The organism is Kribbella sp. NPDC104740 (genome assembly GCF_055583505.1).
In genome coordinates this window covers 575,950-591,321 of sequence record NZ_JBVJNV010000003.1, presented here as the reverse complement: position 1 = coordinate 591,321, position 15,372 = coordinate 575,950, and the positions used below count along the sequence as shown (strand labels likewise).

Genomic DNA, 15,372 nt, shown 5'->3' with positions numbered 1-15,372 from the left:
CGGGGCGCTCCACCTTGTCCCCTCTGGCGTCTCCTGATCGCGCTACGCGTGGGCTGAACGGCAGACGGGAAGACGCTAGGAACCTGCGGACGGAGTGTTGATGCGGAATCGCAAAGCGATCTGGCAACCTGGGGTGCGTGCGACACACTTCACACCCGGGGTGTTGCGTCAGGCGCATGCAGTAGCTACCTTGTACGCATACCCCCAGTTGCCTCGGTGGCTGGGTGCGAGGCCCCACTTCGGTGGGGCTTCTGCTTTTTACCAGTCGCTCGGCTTGGTGATGGTGGCACCTACGGCATCGGTGAGGGTGTCCGGGAACTGGCTCGCCCCCAAGACGCCCGCTCGAATCTGCTTCGAGAAATTTGGTTTGCATCGCATCAGCATCTGACTCGCGGTCGGCTGGGGGTTCAAGATGCCCACAACCTTCTTCAGCTCATGACGAACGATCCGGATCGGTTCAGCGAGGTCAGAATCATTGCTGACGATTGCGAAAGCATCGGCGTCGCCTCGGAACGCATCGACTAGAAGGTATGTAGCCAAATTAACGTCTGAGCCCTTTTCCTCAGTCTTGATGACTTCGACTGTCTGCGGGCCAAACTGCGGCGGCGAAGCGAGCGGCATCCGCGTCGGCTTCGTGAGAAAGCTACCGAAGTGAACCTCGACCTTCGGCTGCGTGTACAGCGCGCGTAGGTAGGCATGCTGCCGCACCGGTGCCTGGGGATCGCCGACCCTCTCCTTGACTCGTGCAGTGAAGTAGCGGATTCGCTTCACATCGAAGTTGGGGAGCAAAAGGTCGCACATCTTCTCAAGATCCAACCACTTGTGGGGCCGCCCTTTGAGGCTGCCGTAGTAGAGGTTGAAGCCATCGATATAGACGTTGATCTGCACAGAGTCGAGGGTACCGATTAATCACCGAAGCGCTAGCCCAGAGTGTCAACCTGTTGGCATGCAAGTCTTCTGTGCAATCGAGCTTGCTGGGTCGTGTGTGATGAAGAGTGGCGCGGCCGTTGCTAGCAGGTAGCAACTTCGATTGGCGAGGCCCCTGTGAGGCCCCCGAACTGTCCTGAACAGTCGTCAACGACCCTCGACCACTGGGCACGACTAGCGCTCAGGATCGGGGGTCGTCTGCGTGCGGACGCTCATGGAAGCGGACTCGTAATGAGAAGGTCGTCGGTTCGATTCCGACAGGCGGCTCCACCCAGAAGTACGCGCTGACCTGCGCAAACACTGTTCGACGTGAACCGGGCGCCCCGCCCGGTTGCAGTTCGAGTTGTAGTTCGGCGATTTTCACGGCGTAGCGCCGCCAGAGAGCGCGGCCCCATCTGCTGGGCAGCGTGGGCTGCCATCGGTGACGCGACGTGTGTGTATCGCTGCGTGAGTCGGATGTCGGAGTGACCGAGAATCTCCTGCACGATCCGAACATGGACGCCGAGCTCGATCAGCACCGTGGCGGCTGTGTGCCTTCCGTCGTGCACGCGCGCATCTCTCGGACGCCGGCCACTGCGAGAACTCTTTCCAGTCGTCCAGTCCTTGCGTGGGTCGATCGGTCGTCCATCCGGCCGACAGAACACGGGGTCACGATCCTCCCACTCGGATCCGGCCGCGAGCCGCTCAACGTTCTGGGCAACTCGGTGCGACCGGAGCAGAGCACTAGCTCGGGAGGCAGCGGAACTGTTCGCTTGCTCTTGCCCTTCGGTGGCCGGAACACCAGACCACCAACGCGCCGCTGCGGGCACGGGAAGTCGGACGCCTTGCGGCCTCCGGGGCCAACGCTGTTGTCGAGGACATGCACCTCCTAGCCGAGGCTGTTGCCGAGTGCCATAGCCCCACAGTGCTGGGCGGGCTTTCTGGTCGTCTGCTGGCCTGTGCTACCCCAACAGCGAGTCCGCTGGCGTGAGAACGCTGGCCGCTGCTACACCTATGGGCTACGAACAGCGGACTGCGCGAGGGGGAGCAGGCGATGGCGCTTGTGAAGTCGGTGGCTGACTGGGTACAGGTTGTCCTGAACGCCGGTGCGTTGGTCACTGGCGGGGTCGTCTGGAAGATGTACTTCGAGAACCTCAAGGCGACGGTCTCCACCAAGGATGCTCAGATCGCTCTGGCGAACCAGCAGAGGGACTATTGGCGCGAGAAAGCCCAGGAGCAGGAAAAGCGCAGCCCGGAGGTAGTCGAACGTGTCCTGAACGACCGGATCTCCATCCGGGAGAAAGAGATCGAGCGGTTGTCAAGCGATCGGGAGCACAGTACCCAGGAGCTGGGGCGCGTTGAGGAGGAAGTACGCGTCCTGAACCAGACTCTGGAACAGACCAAAGGTTTTCTTGCGGTCCTGAAGATGGAAGTGCCTGACGTCAACGACCCCGACTACGATGACTACCTGGAGTACCTCAAGAACCGGTCGGACCGGGTCCCGGACATCGAGGTGGAGTACCTAGGTGTGGCCTGCGTCGACAGCGGCCAGCTGATGATCACGGACCCCTGCTACATCGACGGACATTGGCAAGATGAGCCGTACGACAACCTGCGCAAGTACCGTGATAACCAAACCGGGGCCACCGTCGCGTGGAACCCGCTCAAGGTCAAGTACAACGAGCCGCTGGAACCCTACGGCGAAACCCTCGAGGCGCTTGTCGAGGCCGGACGCCTCGTTGAACTGGTACAACCACCGCCGGAAGAGCTCCACTACTCATACAACGGTGCTTGCGAGGCGACCCTCTCTGAGGACGGCTTCGGGGAATTGGTCTTCGAGGACGGGGGCCCCGGTGCCGGCGTCGTCTTCCAGAGCGGTTGGGGCGACGGGTACTACCAGGTCTACGGGGAGAAGCACGACGGCCGCATCATGCGCGTCTACATCAACTGTGGGGCTGAGCCGATCCCGCTCTCGCAAGTTCCGCCTCACACGAGCAAGCCGTAGGACTAAGCGCCGTTGTACTGCTCACCGCGTGGGTGCTAACCAGGTCGCACTTCGGGCTGTAGGTCGTCGTCTGCCAAGTTTCTCTACGTCTTCAAGACGGGCCCATTCAGGGCCAGAGAGCGCGCCGCCACCGCAGGGCGGGACGCCTGCCTCCTGCTCCGCTTCGCTGTGCTCCCGGCGCGTCCCTTGGCTTGGAGTGCACGTACCAACAGGGTGGCGAGTCGAAGACAGCAGAACTCGCCATCAACCGCCTGGCACCCTGAGTGCACATGACTCACCGGAATGGTCGGCTGCCGCCTCGTGTCGACTGCCCCCGACCGCCCGCCTGCCTGTGGGCTCCCGCATCGCCCCGATAGCAATCATGGAAGGGAGGGCGCGGCACGGCACGCGTCAAGGGCGCCTACGGGAGCCCCGCCCTTTGACCCGCACTCGCACCGAACCTAAGGTCGGCAGCTTTCGGGGCGATGCGGGAGGTCTGCCCGCGCCCTGTTGACACGTAAGCGTCAAACCTTAACCAGGGCTCCGGCTCGCGCCCATTGCGCGACAGTGATCGCGGCATGAAGAACTGCCTGGGCTTCCGCGAGGTCTGTAGTGTGCCCCGAACCGCCTCCGTGACGATCAGCATTCGGCCAGATCAATCTGAGAACGTGCACCAACGGCTCGACGCTATAAGTCTTATCGGCACCCGGAATGGCGAATCTCCACAAAGCGCCTTGAGTTGCCAAGTGACTTACTACGTGGCCAAGAGTTGCCGCAGTTTGCTTGGGTGTAACGATAGGAATTAGCAACTCTTCGAGAGCCTTGATTGCATGATCCCAGACATCTGAGGGATTTGGTGCTAAGCCGTAAGTAGCAGTCCACGCTTCGCGGAGTTCCGTGGAAGCCTTGTCAGCAGGTGCCATCGCCTGGCGTGCTGCTTCTTTGGCCACAGGGTCGATAGTGCGCTCCAAGGCAACACCAGTATCGGAAACAGTCCAAGCCAAGCCGCCTTCGGCGAGCATCCTCCGGACCGTCGCTCGCCAAGAATCTGATGCATCAACCAGGCTTGCATCCAGGACATTTAGGTATGTCCTTCTATCTTCGTAACAAGCCTTCCGCAACTCACTAAAAGTATTCGACCCATGACTTGCGTCGTTGATCGTGATTCGGCATTTCACAGCGATTCGAGCGATGCTGCTAGCGCGAAGACTGGAACCGCGCGTGCTCGTCTTGAATGTAAATCGCTCCTTTAAAAGTTCCATGAGTGGCGCGGCGAGGTGGTTGGGGATCAACTCAAACGGAACGTCCGGTTCCTGATCGCCACTCCTGACAGATAGCCTCTCCCATGGCACAGCACCAACCCCCACATCTTCAGAGACGACTCAGAGCCAGCATGCCCCGGCCCCAGAGAGTATGCCGCCTGGCATGTGCCGCCGCGCAGCAAAGCACCACCCGAGTCGTACAAGAGCGCCGGGAAACTCGCGGCCCCCCGTTGCAGTCCGCGGTCGTCCGTCCTCATCCGTCCACGGCCAACGCCGTGCGGGTAAGGGATCCCGAACCTCGGCGAACCCGGGCGGACGATGGTTATGAGCACTCGTAATGAGAAGGTCGTCGGTTCGATTCCGACAGGCGGCTCCACCCAGAACCCCCAGGTCATCGACCTCGGGGGTTCCGTCGTTCCGGGGGGTGGTGGTATGACGGCGGGATGGAACCGGCGCCCTTTCCTTCTGCTGCCGCTGAGCCGTTGTATCGGGCGGCGGTGGCGGGTGGGCGGGTGAGTGTGGGGCGGTTGGCTGAGCGGGTCGGGATGGATGAGGCCGTGGTCGCTCGGGAAGTGGAGGTGCTGGTCGGGATCGGGCTGCTCGAGGTTCGGGATGGGATGGTTGAAGCGGCTGCGCCGCGGATTCCGTTGGAGCAGGTGGCGGCTGAGCATGCGCGGGCTGCTGATGCCACGCGGCAGATTGCGGGGGTGTTCGCTGACATCTGGAACGAGGCTGGGGACCGGCTGAACTTCGTTGAGGTGATCACCGACGAGGCGCGGTGCCGGACCGTCGAGCTGAAGTTGATGGACGACGCGACGTCGACCGTCGACGGGTTGTGTGTCGGGCCGGTGTCGCCGCGGAAGGCTCAGACGGGGATGGAGATCCCGCGGCCTACGACGGCGCCGGGGTTTCTCGCGGCGATGGATCGTGGGGTGCGGGCTCGCGGGCTGTACGGCGTGTCGATTCTCGAGGATGTCGAGGGGCTTGCGGCTGTTCACCAGTGCATCGCGGCTGGGGAGCAGGCGCGGGTGTTCGCTCAGGTGCCGCTCAATCTGATGCTGTTCGACGGCCGGCGGGGGCTGTTCTCCGTACCGGGTCAGCGCGGGGCGCGGCGGGCGCTCATCATCGTTCACGAGTCCGGGCTGCTCGACCGCTTGATCGGGCTGTTCGACGTGTTCTGGCAGATGGGTGTGCCGTTGTCGGTGGAGTCGCAGGTTGTCGACACGCTCCACGGTGGGCCGGGTGCGGAGGAGCAGCAGTTGCTGTCCTATCTCGCGGCCGGGCTCACCGACGAGGCGATCGCGCGGGATCTGGGCGTGAGCGCTCGTACGGTCGGACGGCGGATCGCCCGGCTCGAAGAGGTGCTCGGCGCGCACAGCAGGTTCCAGTTGGCGGTGCAGGCGAGCCGGCGGAACTGGATCTGAGCCGACAGCACCCCCCGAGTGCGAAGGCGCTCGAAGGGTGCCGCAGGCAACTCAGGCGGATCGTTGTACGGTCACTCCGCCACGGACGCCTTGAACGCTCCGGAGCCCGAGTCGGCCTTCACCACCAGGCGGTAGGTGCCCGCCTGGTTGTTGTAGGTGAACGACTCGTCCGGGTTCGGGCTGGTGCCCTGGGCAACATTCGCCCAGTAGAAGCCGTACAGCTGCTGCTGCAGGTAGACGTCGAAGTCGGCGCCGTTCGGTCCGTCGAGGCAGACTTTGAGCTGGCCCGCGTCGCTGTCGCTGAACGCGGGGAACGTCTTGCTGCCGCCCGCGGTCAGCGTGCCGTTGTAGCTCAGCGCACCGGTGCAGGTTCCGCCACCGCCGCCGGTGGAGACGACCCACGAGAACGTCACGCTCGCGGTCTTGCCTGCGGCATCGGTGACCTTCGCCGTCACCGACGACGTCGCCGCGGCGGTCGGCGTACCGGAGATCAGGCCCGTCGAACCGTTGACCGACAACCCGGCCGGAAGCCCCGTCACCGTCCACGAGTACGGCGTACTGCCGCCGGTCGCCGCGAGCTGCAGCGTGTCAGCGGTCCCGACCGTGCTCGTCTGCGCGCCCGGGTTGGTGACCGCCGGGGCGCCCGGCTCCGGGTTGCCGGTGCCGCAGGTCTCGGTCGTCGCCGCGACCGCGATGGCCGTGAACGCCTTCTCGACCGCCTGGCACTCCGCCGATCCCTGGCCGTACAGGTCCTTGGCGGACTTGATCGCGCCGGTGCGCGCGTTCGAGTACTTGCTCGACGACGTCAGGTACGTCGCCAGCGTGCGGTACCAGATCTTCTCGGCCTTCGCGTGGCTGATCCCGGTCACCGCCGCGGCGCCCGAGCAGGTCGGGGAGTTGTAGCTCTTCCCGTTGATCGTCTTGGCGCCGGAACCCTCCGACAGCATGTAGTACCAGTGGTTCAGCGGACCCGACGAGTAGTGCGGGTCCAGGTTGCCCAGCGTCGACGACCAGCAGTCCTTCGACACCCCGTCCTTGCTCGGCTTGTCCATGTAGCGCAGCGGCGTGCCGTTGCCGTTGATGTCGATCTCTTCGCCGATGAGGTAGTCCGGTACGTCGTTGGCGTTGTTCACGTGGAACTCGACCGCGGTCCCGAAGATGTCGGAGGTCGCCTCGTTGAGCCCGCCGGCCTCACCCGAGTAGACGAGACTCGCGGTGTTCTCGGTGACCCCGTGGCTCATCTCGTGCGCGGCGACGTCCAGCTCGGTCAGCGGGGCGGCGTTGCCCGCGCCGTCGCCGTACGACATCTGGGTGCCGTCCCAGAACGCGTTCACCATCGCGTTGGCGAAGTGGACCCGCGACCGGGCCCCGCGGCCGTCGTTCCAGATGCCGTTCCGGCCGAGCTGGGTCTTGTAGTAGTCGAACGTCTTCTGCGCGCCGTACAGGGCGTCGACCGCGGCCGACGCACGGTCGGAGTTCGTCCCGGTGCCCCACTTGTCGTCGGCGTCGGTGAAGATGTCGCCGTCCGGGCCCTCGCCGGTGTTCGGGTTGCCCTGGTTGTGTACGTCGGTGGCCGTGTTGCCGGTCGCGTCCCGCATCTCGAAACCGCCGCCGGACCTGGCGGTCGTCTCGATGCTGACGTTGCCGGAGAAGAGACCGTTGCCGGTCCCGGTCTTGATCTCGTCGTCGGTCATCAGGACCGCACCGGTGCCGGCGTCGACGTACGTGTGCAGCCGGGTCGGGACCTGGTTGGCGCGGGTGCCGGTCGTCAGTACGTCGTACGCCAGCTTCGGGCCCTGATCGGTGACCAGGACAACCAGTTCGTTGCCTGCGGCCCGCTCGTCCTTGGTCGCCTGCGCGGTGGCGAGACCCTTGGCCCGTGCCGACTCCTTGGAGACCTTCGGAGTCAGCGACGCGGGGGCGATGCTCTTGCGGCCACGGTTGTAGGTGACCTGCTCGACCGTGCCCTTCGCGTCCTTGTGGGTGACCAGGTCCCCGCCGATCACGCGCAGGCCGTCGAGCGTCCGCTCGTAGCGCACGTGCGTGCCGCCGTCGGCGTCCTCGATCACCGACTTGACGATCAGCTTCTCGCCCGCCGTCAGGCCGAGCGCCGAGGCGCTCGCCCGGGCGTGCGCCTGCTCGCCGGCGGCGGCCGACGACGACTCGTGGGCGACGGCGCCGGAGGGTCCCTGCTGGGTCTCGCCGGCGAAGGCGGGCGACACCACCAGCCCGGCGGCGAGAAGACCGCCGGTGGCGGTCAGCCTGATGACTCGATTCACAACTGCTCCTTCGGGCGGGGCCGGCGACCGACAGACCTGATGGGTGGGGTCGGTGATCGCTGACCTGATCTGCGCCGGGCCGCGAGCCAGGATCTTCGGCAGCGGGGGCGCTTGGGTGGTACGAGTTTGAGCACGCCGATGACCGCCGGAAAGCGTTCGGCGTGACCGAGATCGGCAGCGCCGATTTACGACATCACCCCGGGCCGCGGATCTCGTTCGCGGAAGTCCGTCAGGGTTTGAGGACGTACGGCGTCAGCGCCGCGGTGAACTGGTCGTCGGCGGCCGGGATCAGTTCGGCGTCGGGTGACGACGACGCGGAGTGGTAGACGCTGGCCGGGCACATCTTCTCGTCGAACGGCGCGCTGGCCAACTCGAAGGAGCCGAGGACCTTCGCCGTACGGGCTTCGCGGACCTCGTACCGGAAGCGGGCCGGCTGGACCGTGAGGGTGACCGCGGAACCGTCGCCGGTGTAGTAGCCGCAGGGGGTGCTGGTCGGGCCGCGCGAGAGCTCGTACTCGCAGACGTACAGCTGGGGCTGAGTCAGCGACCTACCGTCCGGCCCGTCACCCCGCGGGTCGACCTCCCAGCCTTCGGGGAGCTTGTAGTCGGTCAATCTGTTGCCCGGGCCAGGAACGTAGACCGGGTGCGGCGCAGGTCCGGCGTACTCGGGGGCCTTCTCGTTGAACGGGCGGACCCTGTCCGAGCCGTCGAACGGGAGCGGGGAGTCGTTCAGCTTCTTGGCGCAGTGGTCGGCCAGTTGGCCGTTCTCGTAGCGCATCACCAGGATCGCGATCCCCAGGCCGGCGACGGTGAGGAGCGTCAGGAGTACGACCGTCGTGACGACTCGCAGCTTCACGTCGGCCTCCCCAGTTGGATCGGGGTCGAGAGTACGGCGTACGAGGACCGGCCGCGCTCTGGTGGCACGTTGCTGCCAGTGGCTAGCTGGCCTGGGTGAGGTTGTTCTGGTGGATGCCGGCCTGCCAGTCGTGGGCGAGGAGGCGGGGATCGTCGGCCGGGCCCTCGGTGAGGGTGTGGAGGTAGGTGCGGTCGGCGGCCAGGCGGGTGGGGATCTCGTCGGCGCGGGCGATGTTGCCGTGGCCGGGGATGAGGACGGTGGCCTGGTCGGCGGCCTTGGTGAGGGCGTCGAGGGCTGCGTGGTACGCCGGGAGCTGGTTCGGGCTTCGCGGGTCCAGCATCGGGACGAGGATGTCGGAGAGCATGTCGCCGACGATCAGGACGCCCTGGGTGGGGAGAAGGAGCGCGGCGTGGCCGGGGGCGTGGGCTTGGTGCTCGATCAACTCGCCGGGGACGGGGTGGTCGGCGGGGAGCGGGGTGACGAGGGCGACCAGGTCGACGGGGATGTCGGGGGCGGTTTCGACGGCGGCGGCTTGGTTCTCGGCTCGGGTTTCGGCGGCTGCGGTGGCGCAGGTCACGGTCGCGTAGCGCGGGGCGTCGCCGAGGCGGGGGTGCCAGAGCATGTGGTCGAAGTGGGGGTGGGTGGAGAACCCGGCGACGACGGGGAGGCCGAGGGCTTCGAGCTCGTCGGCGAGGGTGTCGAGCTCCGCGCCGGTGATGCCGGGGTCGACGAGGACGAGGCCGTCGTCGGTGCGGATCACCGTGGTGTTGCTCCAGACCCACTCGCTCTGGCGGACCCAGACTCCGTCGGCTACTTCGGTCAACATGATGGCTCCTTCAGCCGAGGGCTACGAGGACTACGGCGGCACCGCAGGTGGCGAGGCCGATGCGTTGGGTGGGGTGGATGCGTTCCTTCAGAACCAGTACGGCGAGCAGCACCGTGAACGCGGGGTAGAGCGAGGTCAGTACGGCGGTGACGCCGAGGTCGGCGAGCTGCGCGGCGGTCAGGTACGAACAGGTGCCGATGGCACCGATCGCTCCGGCGCCGATGCCCCAGCTCGTTCGGCGGATGCTTGCGCGCCAAGGCTGTTTGAGGGCGATCGCCATCGCGACGATGACGACCGCGCCGAGCAGCTGGCTGGCGACGAGCGGGAGGACGCCGGCGGAGGACGGGATCTGGGCGAGGCCGACGAAGAGGATTCCGAAGCCGAGGCCGGCGATACCGCCGTCGATGATCGCGGACCGGCGGTTGCTCACGCGCCCGCGGGCGCCGGGCGCGGTCTGGCGGTCGACGACCGTGGTGGGCAGGCGCTGCCCGGCGGAAGGCGCGGGTGGTTGGCCGGCGTACGGCGTGGGCTTGTCGCTGGCCTCGCGGGAGACCAGCCAGATGCCCGGGAGGGCGACCAGTACGCCGAGCCAGACGATCGAGGTCGGGCGTTCGCCGAGAGTGACGCCGACGAGGACCGGGAGAATCGCCGCGCCGACCGCGGAGATCGGGGCGGCGGTGCCCATGTTCCCGGAGGCCAGGCCGCGGTAGAGGAACGCCGTACCGAACGCGCCGCCGAGCCCGGCGAGGGCTGCCCACAGGAAGTCGCGTGCTGACGGAGACCCCGAGAGCACGAGGCTGAAGACGAGAATGGTCGCCGCGCCGGCAAGCTGCCCGGCGAACGCGATCGCCCAGGCCGACACCCGCTTGGCGCCGAACCCGCCGACGAAGTCGGAGGCGCCGTACCCGACGGCGGCGACGAGCGCGAGCACGATACCGATGGTCATCGGGGCCTCCTGAGGTCGTTGGCTGGTGTCTTCATCCTCGGGGAGAACCGGCCGGGGTTGAAGGACCGATTGGACATCCAGGGAGTGGACCAGTTGAAGTAGGCAGATGAAGGTGCCGGTGGTGACCGAGGTCAGCGAGTACGCCGGGCAGGCGGTGCTGAAGGTGTCGTGCACACAGCTCGGTACGGCGTACTCGGCGGCCCAGGCCCGGCGGGTGGTCGCGGAGTGGGTCGAGTTCTTCCAGGTCGGCCCGAGCGAGATCCGGGAGCTCGAATTCGTCTCGCGGACGCCGAAGCGGCTCTTCGCGGCGCTGGCGGGGCAGACGCAACTGCGGCGGCTGGTGGTCAAGTGGGGCGACTACGAGGACCTGTCGGTGCTCGGCGGACTCGCGGAGCTGCGGGAGTTGGAGCTGCGCGGCGCTAGCGCCGTCACGAGCGTCGAGGGGCTGGGCGCACTGGTCGGGCTGGAAAGGCTGGCGCTCGAAGGGTTCCGGCGGGTCGGCGACATCGAGGTCCTGGGGCAGCTGGAACGGCTGACCGACCTCGAGCTCGGTGGGGACTGGAAGGCGCCGCGGACAGCGCACGTGGGGTCGATCGGGTTTCTGCGAGGGCTCGGTCTGCTTGAGGAGGTGCTGTTGCACACGATCGCCGTGGACGACCTCGACTACACGCCGCTGACGGAGCTGCCGAGGCTGAGATCCGTACGGGTGATGAAGGTTCGCGGGATGAATCCGCCGTACGAGGCGCTGAAGCGAGCGCTTCCCTGGTCGGGATGACCGGATGAGTTTCAGAGTGCGATGTGCAGGTGTGCCGTGACCGTCGTGCCTTCTTCGAGCGACTCGGCCTTGCGGATCGCGTCCTTCACCGGGAGGAGGTATTTGCCGTCCTTGGGGAACAGGGCGGTGGTCCATTCGGTGTCGCCGATGCGGGCGGTGACGGGCATCATGCCCCAGCCGTAGCTGACGGTCGTGGACGTGGCCTCGATGTCGGTGGACTCGTCTTCGGGGACGGCGACGAAGTGGAAGGGGGACGGGCCGCGCCAGTAGAAGATCTCGCCGGTGAAGGTGACGTCCATGGCGGCAGGATACGGAATCAGCCGGGGTCGAGCTCGGCGGCGAGCGTCGTGGTGAGGGTGCGGAAGAGCTGGGCCAGTGGGGAGAGGGTCTTGTGGGCGGGCCAGGCGAGCCAGATCTCTCGTGGGGACAGGGGGACGGGGTGGGTGGTGAGGTCCGGGTCGTCGGCGGCGAGGTCCAGGGAGAGCTGAGGCATCACGGCGATGCCCAGGCCGGCGCGGACCATCGCGGTGACGCCCTGGTTGTCGGCGGTGCGGAAGACGATCAGGGGAGCGACACCGGCCTCGGCGTAGATGCGTTCGACGCGGGCCTGGTCGCAGATCGGTGGCTGGGCGACCATCGGTACGCCGTCGAGAGCAGCCAGCGGCAACGGGCCGGCGGGGAACGTGTTGCGGCGGGCGACCACGACGTACGGGTCGGACAGGAGCAGGGCCTGCTCGACGTCGTCGGGGATCGGGCCGTCGAAGAAGAGCAGGTCGAGGTCGCCGATCCGGGGGCGGTCGGTCTCGTCCTCGGACAGGCGGATGTCGGCGGCCGGGTGGGTCTCGCGCAGGCGGCTGATCACCGTCGGGAGCAGGCGGTTGGTGACGCTCTGGAAGGTTCCGACGTCGACCCGCCCGTCGCCGGCCTTGAAGCGTTCGACCGCGTCGACGGTCGCGGCAGCTCGGCTGATCAGGTCGCGAGCATGCGCCAGTACGACGTCGCCGAGCGGCGTCAGCCGGACCGGCTTCGGCCCGCCGGGCCGGTCGAACAGCGCGCCCCCGACCGCCTTCTCCAGCGCCGCGATCTGCTGGCTGACCGCCGACTGGGTGTAGCCGAGGCGGGTCGCGGCGCGGCCGAAAGTGCCCTCGAGCGCGACGGCGTCGAGGGTCCGCAGATGGCGCAGGTCCAGCACATGACCAAACTATCAGCAGAACTGATCAGCATGATCGGAATTCATCGCTTTTCGTACTGCTATGACCGCCCTTAGCGTCGGAGCCATGAAGAAAGCACTGTGGTTCCCGTTGTTCGACGAGTTGGCCGACCCCCTGGTGGTCGCGCGGATCGCGGCCGAGGCCGAGGAGGCCGGCTGGGACGGCCTGTACGTGTGGGACCACCTGCGCTGGCGTGAGCCGGTCCGGGCGGTCGCGGATCCGTGGATCACGATGGCGGCGATCGCCACCGCGACAGAGCGGCTCCGGTTCGGGCCGATGGTCAGCGCGATCACCCGGCGCCGGCCGGTCAAGCTGGCACGGGAGACCGCGACGCTCGACCAACTGAGCGGCGGCCGGTTCACGCTCGGCGTCGGGCTCGGTAGCGACCGGTTCGCGGGTGAGTTCTCGCGGACCGGTGAGGAGTGCGACGACAAGATCCGCGGGCAGATGCTCGACGAGTCGCTCGCGATCCTCGACGCCGCCTGGTCGGGCGAGGTCGTCGAGCATCACGGCGAGCACTACACGGTCGACGCGATCCAGTTCCTGCCGACACCGGTACGCCGGATCCCGGTCTGGGCCGCGGGTTTCCCGGGTAGCAAGCGTCCGCTCCGCCGGGCCGCGCGGCTCGACGGGTTCTTCCCGGTCAACCTGACCTCGCCCGACGAGTTCGCCGAGGCGGTCGCGCAGGTCGATGCCCTGCGCAACCAGGAGAAGCCGTACGACTACGCGGCCGAGCTCGAACCGGGCCAGGACGGTACGCCGTACGAGCGCGCGGGAGCGACCTGGCTGCTCCGCTCGTTCGACCCGGCCTCGGTCACGGTCGACCAAGTGCGCGGGGTGCTGCGGGAAGGGCCGAACTGATGTTTGTCCAGAGCAACGGGGTGAATCTCTGCGTCGAGACCTTCGGGGCGGCGACGGATCCGGCGCTGCTGCTCGTGCACGGCGCGTGCGCGTCGATGCTCGGGTGGGAGCGTGAGCTGTGCGAGCTGCTCGCCGCGGAGGGCCGGTTCGTGATCCGGTACGACCAACGCGACACCGGGCTGTCGACGTACTACCCGCCGGGCGAGCCGGTGTACAAGCTGTCGGATCTCGCGGATGACGCGGTCGTGATTCTCGATGCCCTGGGCATCGATCGGGCGCATGTCGTCGGCCGGTCGATGAGCGGCGCGATCGCGCTGATCCTGGCCGTGGACCACCCGGATCGAGTCACGGGGTTGACGTTCGTGGCAACGACGACGGGTGACGACGAGCTGCCGCCGATGGAGCCCGCGTTCACCGACAGGGCGTCGTACGACGACCCGGTGGACGAGGTGGTCGCCGTGCTGCGCGCGTACGCCGGTGGGCGGCTCGAGGACGAGGCGGAGACCCGCGCGCTGATCGCGGAGGACTTCGCGCGGGCCCTGAGCCCGGCGTCGGCGGCGAACCACTTCCTGATCGAGTTCGACGGGCCGCGGAACGGCGGGTTCGGCGACATCGTGGCGCCGACCGTGGTGGTGCACGGGGATCGCGATCCGGTGTTCCCGCTCGCGCACGGCGAGGCGCTGCGCGACGCCGTACCGGGGGCTCGGCTGGTGGTGCTGCCCGACACCGGGCACGAGGTGCCGCGGCGGGTGTGGCCGGAGTTCGTTGCTGCGGTTACCGGCTGAAGAAGTCGCTGACGGCCGCGCGGAAGGCGACGGCGTCGTCGAGCCAGGGGAAGTGGCCCGAGGCGGGCTGGACGGTGAGCGTCGCGTGCGGGAAGAGCTCGGCGTACGCCGAGGCGACGGCCGGCGGAGTGCCCACGTCGGTCTGGCCGGAGAGGATGAGGACCGGTTCGGCGAACGCCGCGAGGGCCAGGCGGGTCTTGTCGGGAGTCAGCGCCGAGGCGTAGATCGCGGCGGCTTCCGCGTTCTGCTGGGCGGGGGTCGCGGCGTCGAGAGCCTGCGCGGCGGCGTCCCAGCGGCCGTGCGAGAACGGGCGGATCCGCTGCCAGAGCTCGTCGGTGAAGGTCCCGCCGGTGATCTGCTCGAGCGCGGCGTAGGCCTCGGCGAACCACGGTTCATCAGCGCGCCGGTGAGCGGTTGCGAGGCGCTGCTCGGCGGTGATCGTCAGGCCGACGGCGAACGCGCTCGGCGAGATCGCGGCGTACCGGCGGACGCGGTCGGGGTGCTCGGTGAGGTAGAGCGCGGCGAGGTTGGTGCCGGCGGAGTGCGCGAGCAGGTCGAGCTGGTCGAGGCCGAGGTGCTCGCGGAGAGCTTCGACGTCGGCGACCTGCCGCTGACACTCGTACGACGTGGCGTCGGCGGGGATCGCGGAGTCGCCGGTGCCGCGCAGGTCGAGCATGATCAGCTGCCGCGGGAGCCCGCCGAGATCGCCGAGGTAGACCGACGCCTGCATCGGCCCGCCGGGGAGGCAGACGACGGGGTCGCCGTCGCCGATCAGGTGGTAGGCGAGCTCGGTTCCGTCGTACGACGTGAAGGTGGGCATGCGGGTGACCTTGGCAGAGGGAGGCCGGTGCGGCAACTGGGCATTAGGTTGGCGGGATGGACGCTGAGGGATTGCGGGAGATCGAGCGGACGCGGTTGCGGGCGTTGGTGGCGGGCGATCGGGTGGTCGCCGATCCCTTGCACGCTGAGGATTTCCGGATCGTCACGCCGAGTGGGTTGGGGTGGTCGAAGGAGGAGTACCTCGGGGGGATCGCCAGCGGGTTCATCGACTACCGGCGGTTCGAGGCGGTGTCGGAGATCGAGGTGATGCTGGACGGCGGGCTCGGGGTGGTGAAGTACCGGTCGGCGATCGAGATCTCCGTCGACGCCAATCCGGTGGCGCAGTTGTCGGCTTGGCACCTGGATGTCTACCGGGTCGATGTGAACGGTCAGTGGCAAGTGAGGTGGTCCCAGGCGACGGGAGTGGAGTGAGGTCTG

Annotated in this window: 16 protein-coding genes; 6 read left to right on the top strand and 10 right to left on the bottom strand. The window is 67.4% G+C overall.

The features are described 5' to 3' along the window. Positions 1-258: 258 nt before the first annotated feature. Both ACZ6Z4_RS18920 and ACZ6Z4_RS18915 read right to left on the bottom strand, forming a co-directional pair. Entirely contained in the window at positions 259-888 is a 630-nt protein-coding gene (locus tag ACZ6Z4_RS18920; protein WP_465565574.1) for an NYN domain-containing protein, read from the bottom strand. Positions 889-1,139: 251 nt separating this feature from the next. Beyond that, positions 1,140-1,736, bottom strand: coding sequence for a tyrosine-type recombinase/integrase (locus ACZ6Z4_RS18915; protein WP_465565571.1), 597 nt, complete (start codon positions 1,734-1,736; stop codon positions 1,140-1,142). Positions 1,737-1,960: 224 nt separating this feature from the next. Between ACZ6Z4_RS18915 and ACZ6Z4_RS18910 the strand changes: the two genes are divergently transcribed. After that, positions 1,961-2,911 (top strand): hypothetical protein, encoded by a 951-nt coding sequence (locus ACZ6Z4_RS18910; RefSeq protein ID WP_465565568.1) that lies wholly within the window; start codon positions 1,961-1,963, stop codon positions 2,909-2,911. Between the two features lie 503 nt (positions 2,912-3,414). Here ACZ6Z4_RS18910 and ACZ6Z4_RS18905 read toward each other — a convergent pair. Beyond that, on the bottom strand, positions 3,415-3,912 hold the full coding sequence (locus ACZ6Z4_RS18905) for a hypothetical protein (protein WP_465565565.1): 498 nt from the start codon (positions 3,910-3,912) through the stop codon (positions 3,415-3,417). 683 nt (positions 3,913-4,595) lie between these two features. Between ACZ6Z4_RS18905 and ACZ6Z4_RS18900 the strand changes: the two genes are divergently transcribed. Beyond that, positions 4,596-5,576 (top strand): helix-turn-helix transcriptional regulator, encoded by a 981-nt coding sequence (locus ACZ6Z4_RS18900; protein WP_465565562.1) that lies wholly within the window; start codon positions 4,596-4,598, stop codon positions 5,574-5,576. 71 nt (positions 5,577-5,647) lie between these two features. On the opposite strand, the gene ACZ6Z4_RS18895 is transcribed toward ACZ6Z4_RS18900, so the two are convergent. The 4 genes from ACZ6Z4_RS18895 to ACZ6Z4_RS18880 all read right to left on the bottom strand — a co-directional run bounded on the left by ACZ6Z4_RS18895 (position 5,648) and on the right by ACZ6Z4_RS18880 (position 10,483). Beyond that, entirely contained in the window at positions 5,648-7,855 is a 2,208-nt protein-coding gene (locus tag ACZ6Z4_RS18895) for a M4 family metallopeptidase (RefSeq protein ID WP_465565559.1), read from the bottom strand. A gap of 229 nt (positions 7,856-8,084) precedes the next feature. Continuing rightward, positions 8,085-8,711, bottom strand: a complete 627-nt coding sequence (locus ACZ6Z4_RS18890) for a hypothetical protein (protein WP_465565556.1) — start codon at positions 8,709-8,711, stop codon at positions 8,085-8,087. Positions 8,712-8,793: 82 nt separating this feature from the next. Beyond that, complete coding sequence (locus ACZ6Z4_RS18885; protein ID WP_465565553.1) at positions 8,794-9,537, bottom strand: MBL fold metallo-hydrolase; 744 nt, start codon at positions 9,535-9,537, stop codon at positions 8,794-8,796. Positions 9,538-9,547: 10 nt separating this feature from the next. Then, positions 9,548-10,483: a DMT family transporter gene (locus ACZ6Z4_RS18880; RefSeq protein WP_465565550.1), complete on the bottom strand. Its 936-nt coding sequence runs from the start codon at positions 10,481-10,483 to the stop codon at positions 9,548-9,550. Positions 10,484-10,589: 106 nt separating this feature from the next. Between ACZ6Z4_RS18880 and ACZ6Z4_RS18875 the strand changes: the two genes are divergently transcribed. After that, entirely contained in the window at positions 10,590-11,258 is a 669-nt protein-coding gene (locus tag ACZ6Z4_RS18875) for a hypothetical protein (protein WP_465565547.1), read from the top strand. An 11-nt stretch (positions 11,259-11,269) separates the two neighbouring features. On the opposite strand, the gene ACZ6Z4_RS18870 is transcribed toward ACZ6Z4_RS18875, so the two are convergent. Next, entirely contained in the window at positions 11,270-11,557 is a 288-nt protein-coding gene (locus ACZ6Z4_RS18870; protein ID WP_465565544.1) for a DUF1905 domain-containing protein, read from the bottom strand. A 17-nt stretch (positions 11,558-11,574) separates the two neighbouring features. Next, entirely contained in the window at positions 11,575-12,450 is an 876-nt protein-coding gene (locus ACZ6Z4_RS18865) for a LysR family transcriptional regulator (protein WP_465565541.1), read from the bottom strand. Positions 12,451-12,535: 85 nt separating this feature from the next. Between ACZ6Z4_RS18865 and ACZ6Z4_RS18860 the strand changes: the two genes are divergently transcribed. Both ACZ6Z4_RS18860 and ACZ6Z4_RS18855 read left to right on the top strand, forming a co-directional pair. Beyond that, positions 12,536-13,330: an LLM class flavin-dependent oxidoreductase gene (locus ACZ6Z4_RS18860; RefSeq protein WP_465565539.1), complete on the top strand. Its 795-nt coding sequence runs from the start codon at positions 12,536-12,538 to the stop codon at positions 13,328-13,330. Next, complete coding sequence (locus ACZ6Z4_RS18855; protein WP_465565535.1) at positions 13,330-14,115, top strand: alpha/beta fold hydrolase; 786 nt, start codon at positions 13,330-13,332, stop codon at positions 14,113-14,115. The genes ACZ6Z4_RS18860 and ACZ6Z4_RS18855 overlap by 1 nt, the downstream gene beginning before the upstream one ends. Here ACZ6Z4_RS18855 and ACZ6Z4_RS18850 read toward each other — a convergent pair. Beyond that, on the bottom strand, positions 14,105-14,935 hold the full coding sequence (locus tag ACZ6Z4_RS18850; protein WP_465565532.1) for an alpha/beta fold hydrolase: 831 nt from the start codon (positions 14,933-14,935) through the stop codon (positions 14,105-14,107). The genes ACZ6Z4_RS18855 and ACZ6Z4_RS18850 overlap by 11 nt on opposite strands. Positions 14,936-14,991: 56 nt before the next feature. Here ACZ6Z4_RS18850 and ACZ6Z4_RS18845 point away from each other — a divergent pair, with 56 nt between their 5' ends. Further along, positions 14,992-15,366 (top strand): nuclear transport factor 2 family protein, encoded by a 375-nt coding sequence (locus ACZ6Z4_RS18845; protein ID WP_465565529.1) that lies wholly within the window; start codon positions 14,992-14,994, stop codon positions 15,364-15,366. Positions 15,367-15,372: the final 6 nt, after the last annotated feature.

Coding starts and splice junctions, on each gene's coding strand:
- ACZ6Z4_RS18910 (WP_465565568.1), top strand. CDS start 1,961: ATGGCGCTTGTGAAGTCGGTGGCTGACTGGGTACAGGTTGTCCTGAAC.
- ACZ6Z4_RS18850 (WP_465565532.1), bottom strand. CDS start 14,935: ATGCCCACCTTCACGTCGTACGACGGAACCGAGCTCGCCTACCACCTG.
- ACZ6Z4_RS18870 (WP_465565544.1), bottom strand. CDS start 11,557: ATGGACGTCACCTTCACCGGCGAGATCTTCTACTGGCGCGGCCCGTCC.
- ACZ6Z4_RS18845 (WP_465565529.1), top strand. CDS start 14,992: ATGGACGCTGAGGGATTGCGGGAGATCGAGCGGACGCGGTTGCGGGCG.
- ACZ6Z4_RS18880 (WP_465565550.1), bottom strand. CDS start 10,483: ATGACCATCGGTATCGTGCTCGCGCTCGTCGCCGCCGTCGGGTACGGC.
- ACZ6Z4_RS18905 (WP_465565565.1), bottom strand. CDS start 3,912: ATGCTCGCCGAAGGCGGCTTGGCTTGGACTGTTTCCGATACTGGTGTT.
- ACZ6Z4_RS18860 (WP_465565539.1), top strand. CDS start 12,536: ATGAAGAAAGCACTGTGGTTCCCGTTGTTCGACGAGTTGGCCGACCCC.
- ACZ6Z4_RS18855 (WP_465565535.1), top strand. CDS start 13,330: ATGTTTGTCCAGAGCAACGGGGTGAATCTCTGCGTCGAGACCTTCGGG.
- ACZ6Z4_RS18900 (WP_465565562.1), top strand. CDS start 4,596: ATGGAACCGGCGCCCTTTCCTTCTGCTGCCGCTGAGCCGTTGTATCGG.
- ACZ6Z4_RS18885 (WP_465565553.1), bottom strand. CDS start 9,537: ATGTTGACCGAAGTAGCCGACGGAGTCTGGGTCCGCCAGAGCGAGTGG.
- ACZ6Z4_RS18875 (WP_465565547.1), top strand. CDS start 10,590: ATGAAGGTGCCGGTGGTGACCGAGGTCAGCGAGTACGCCGGGCAGGCG.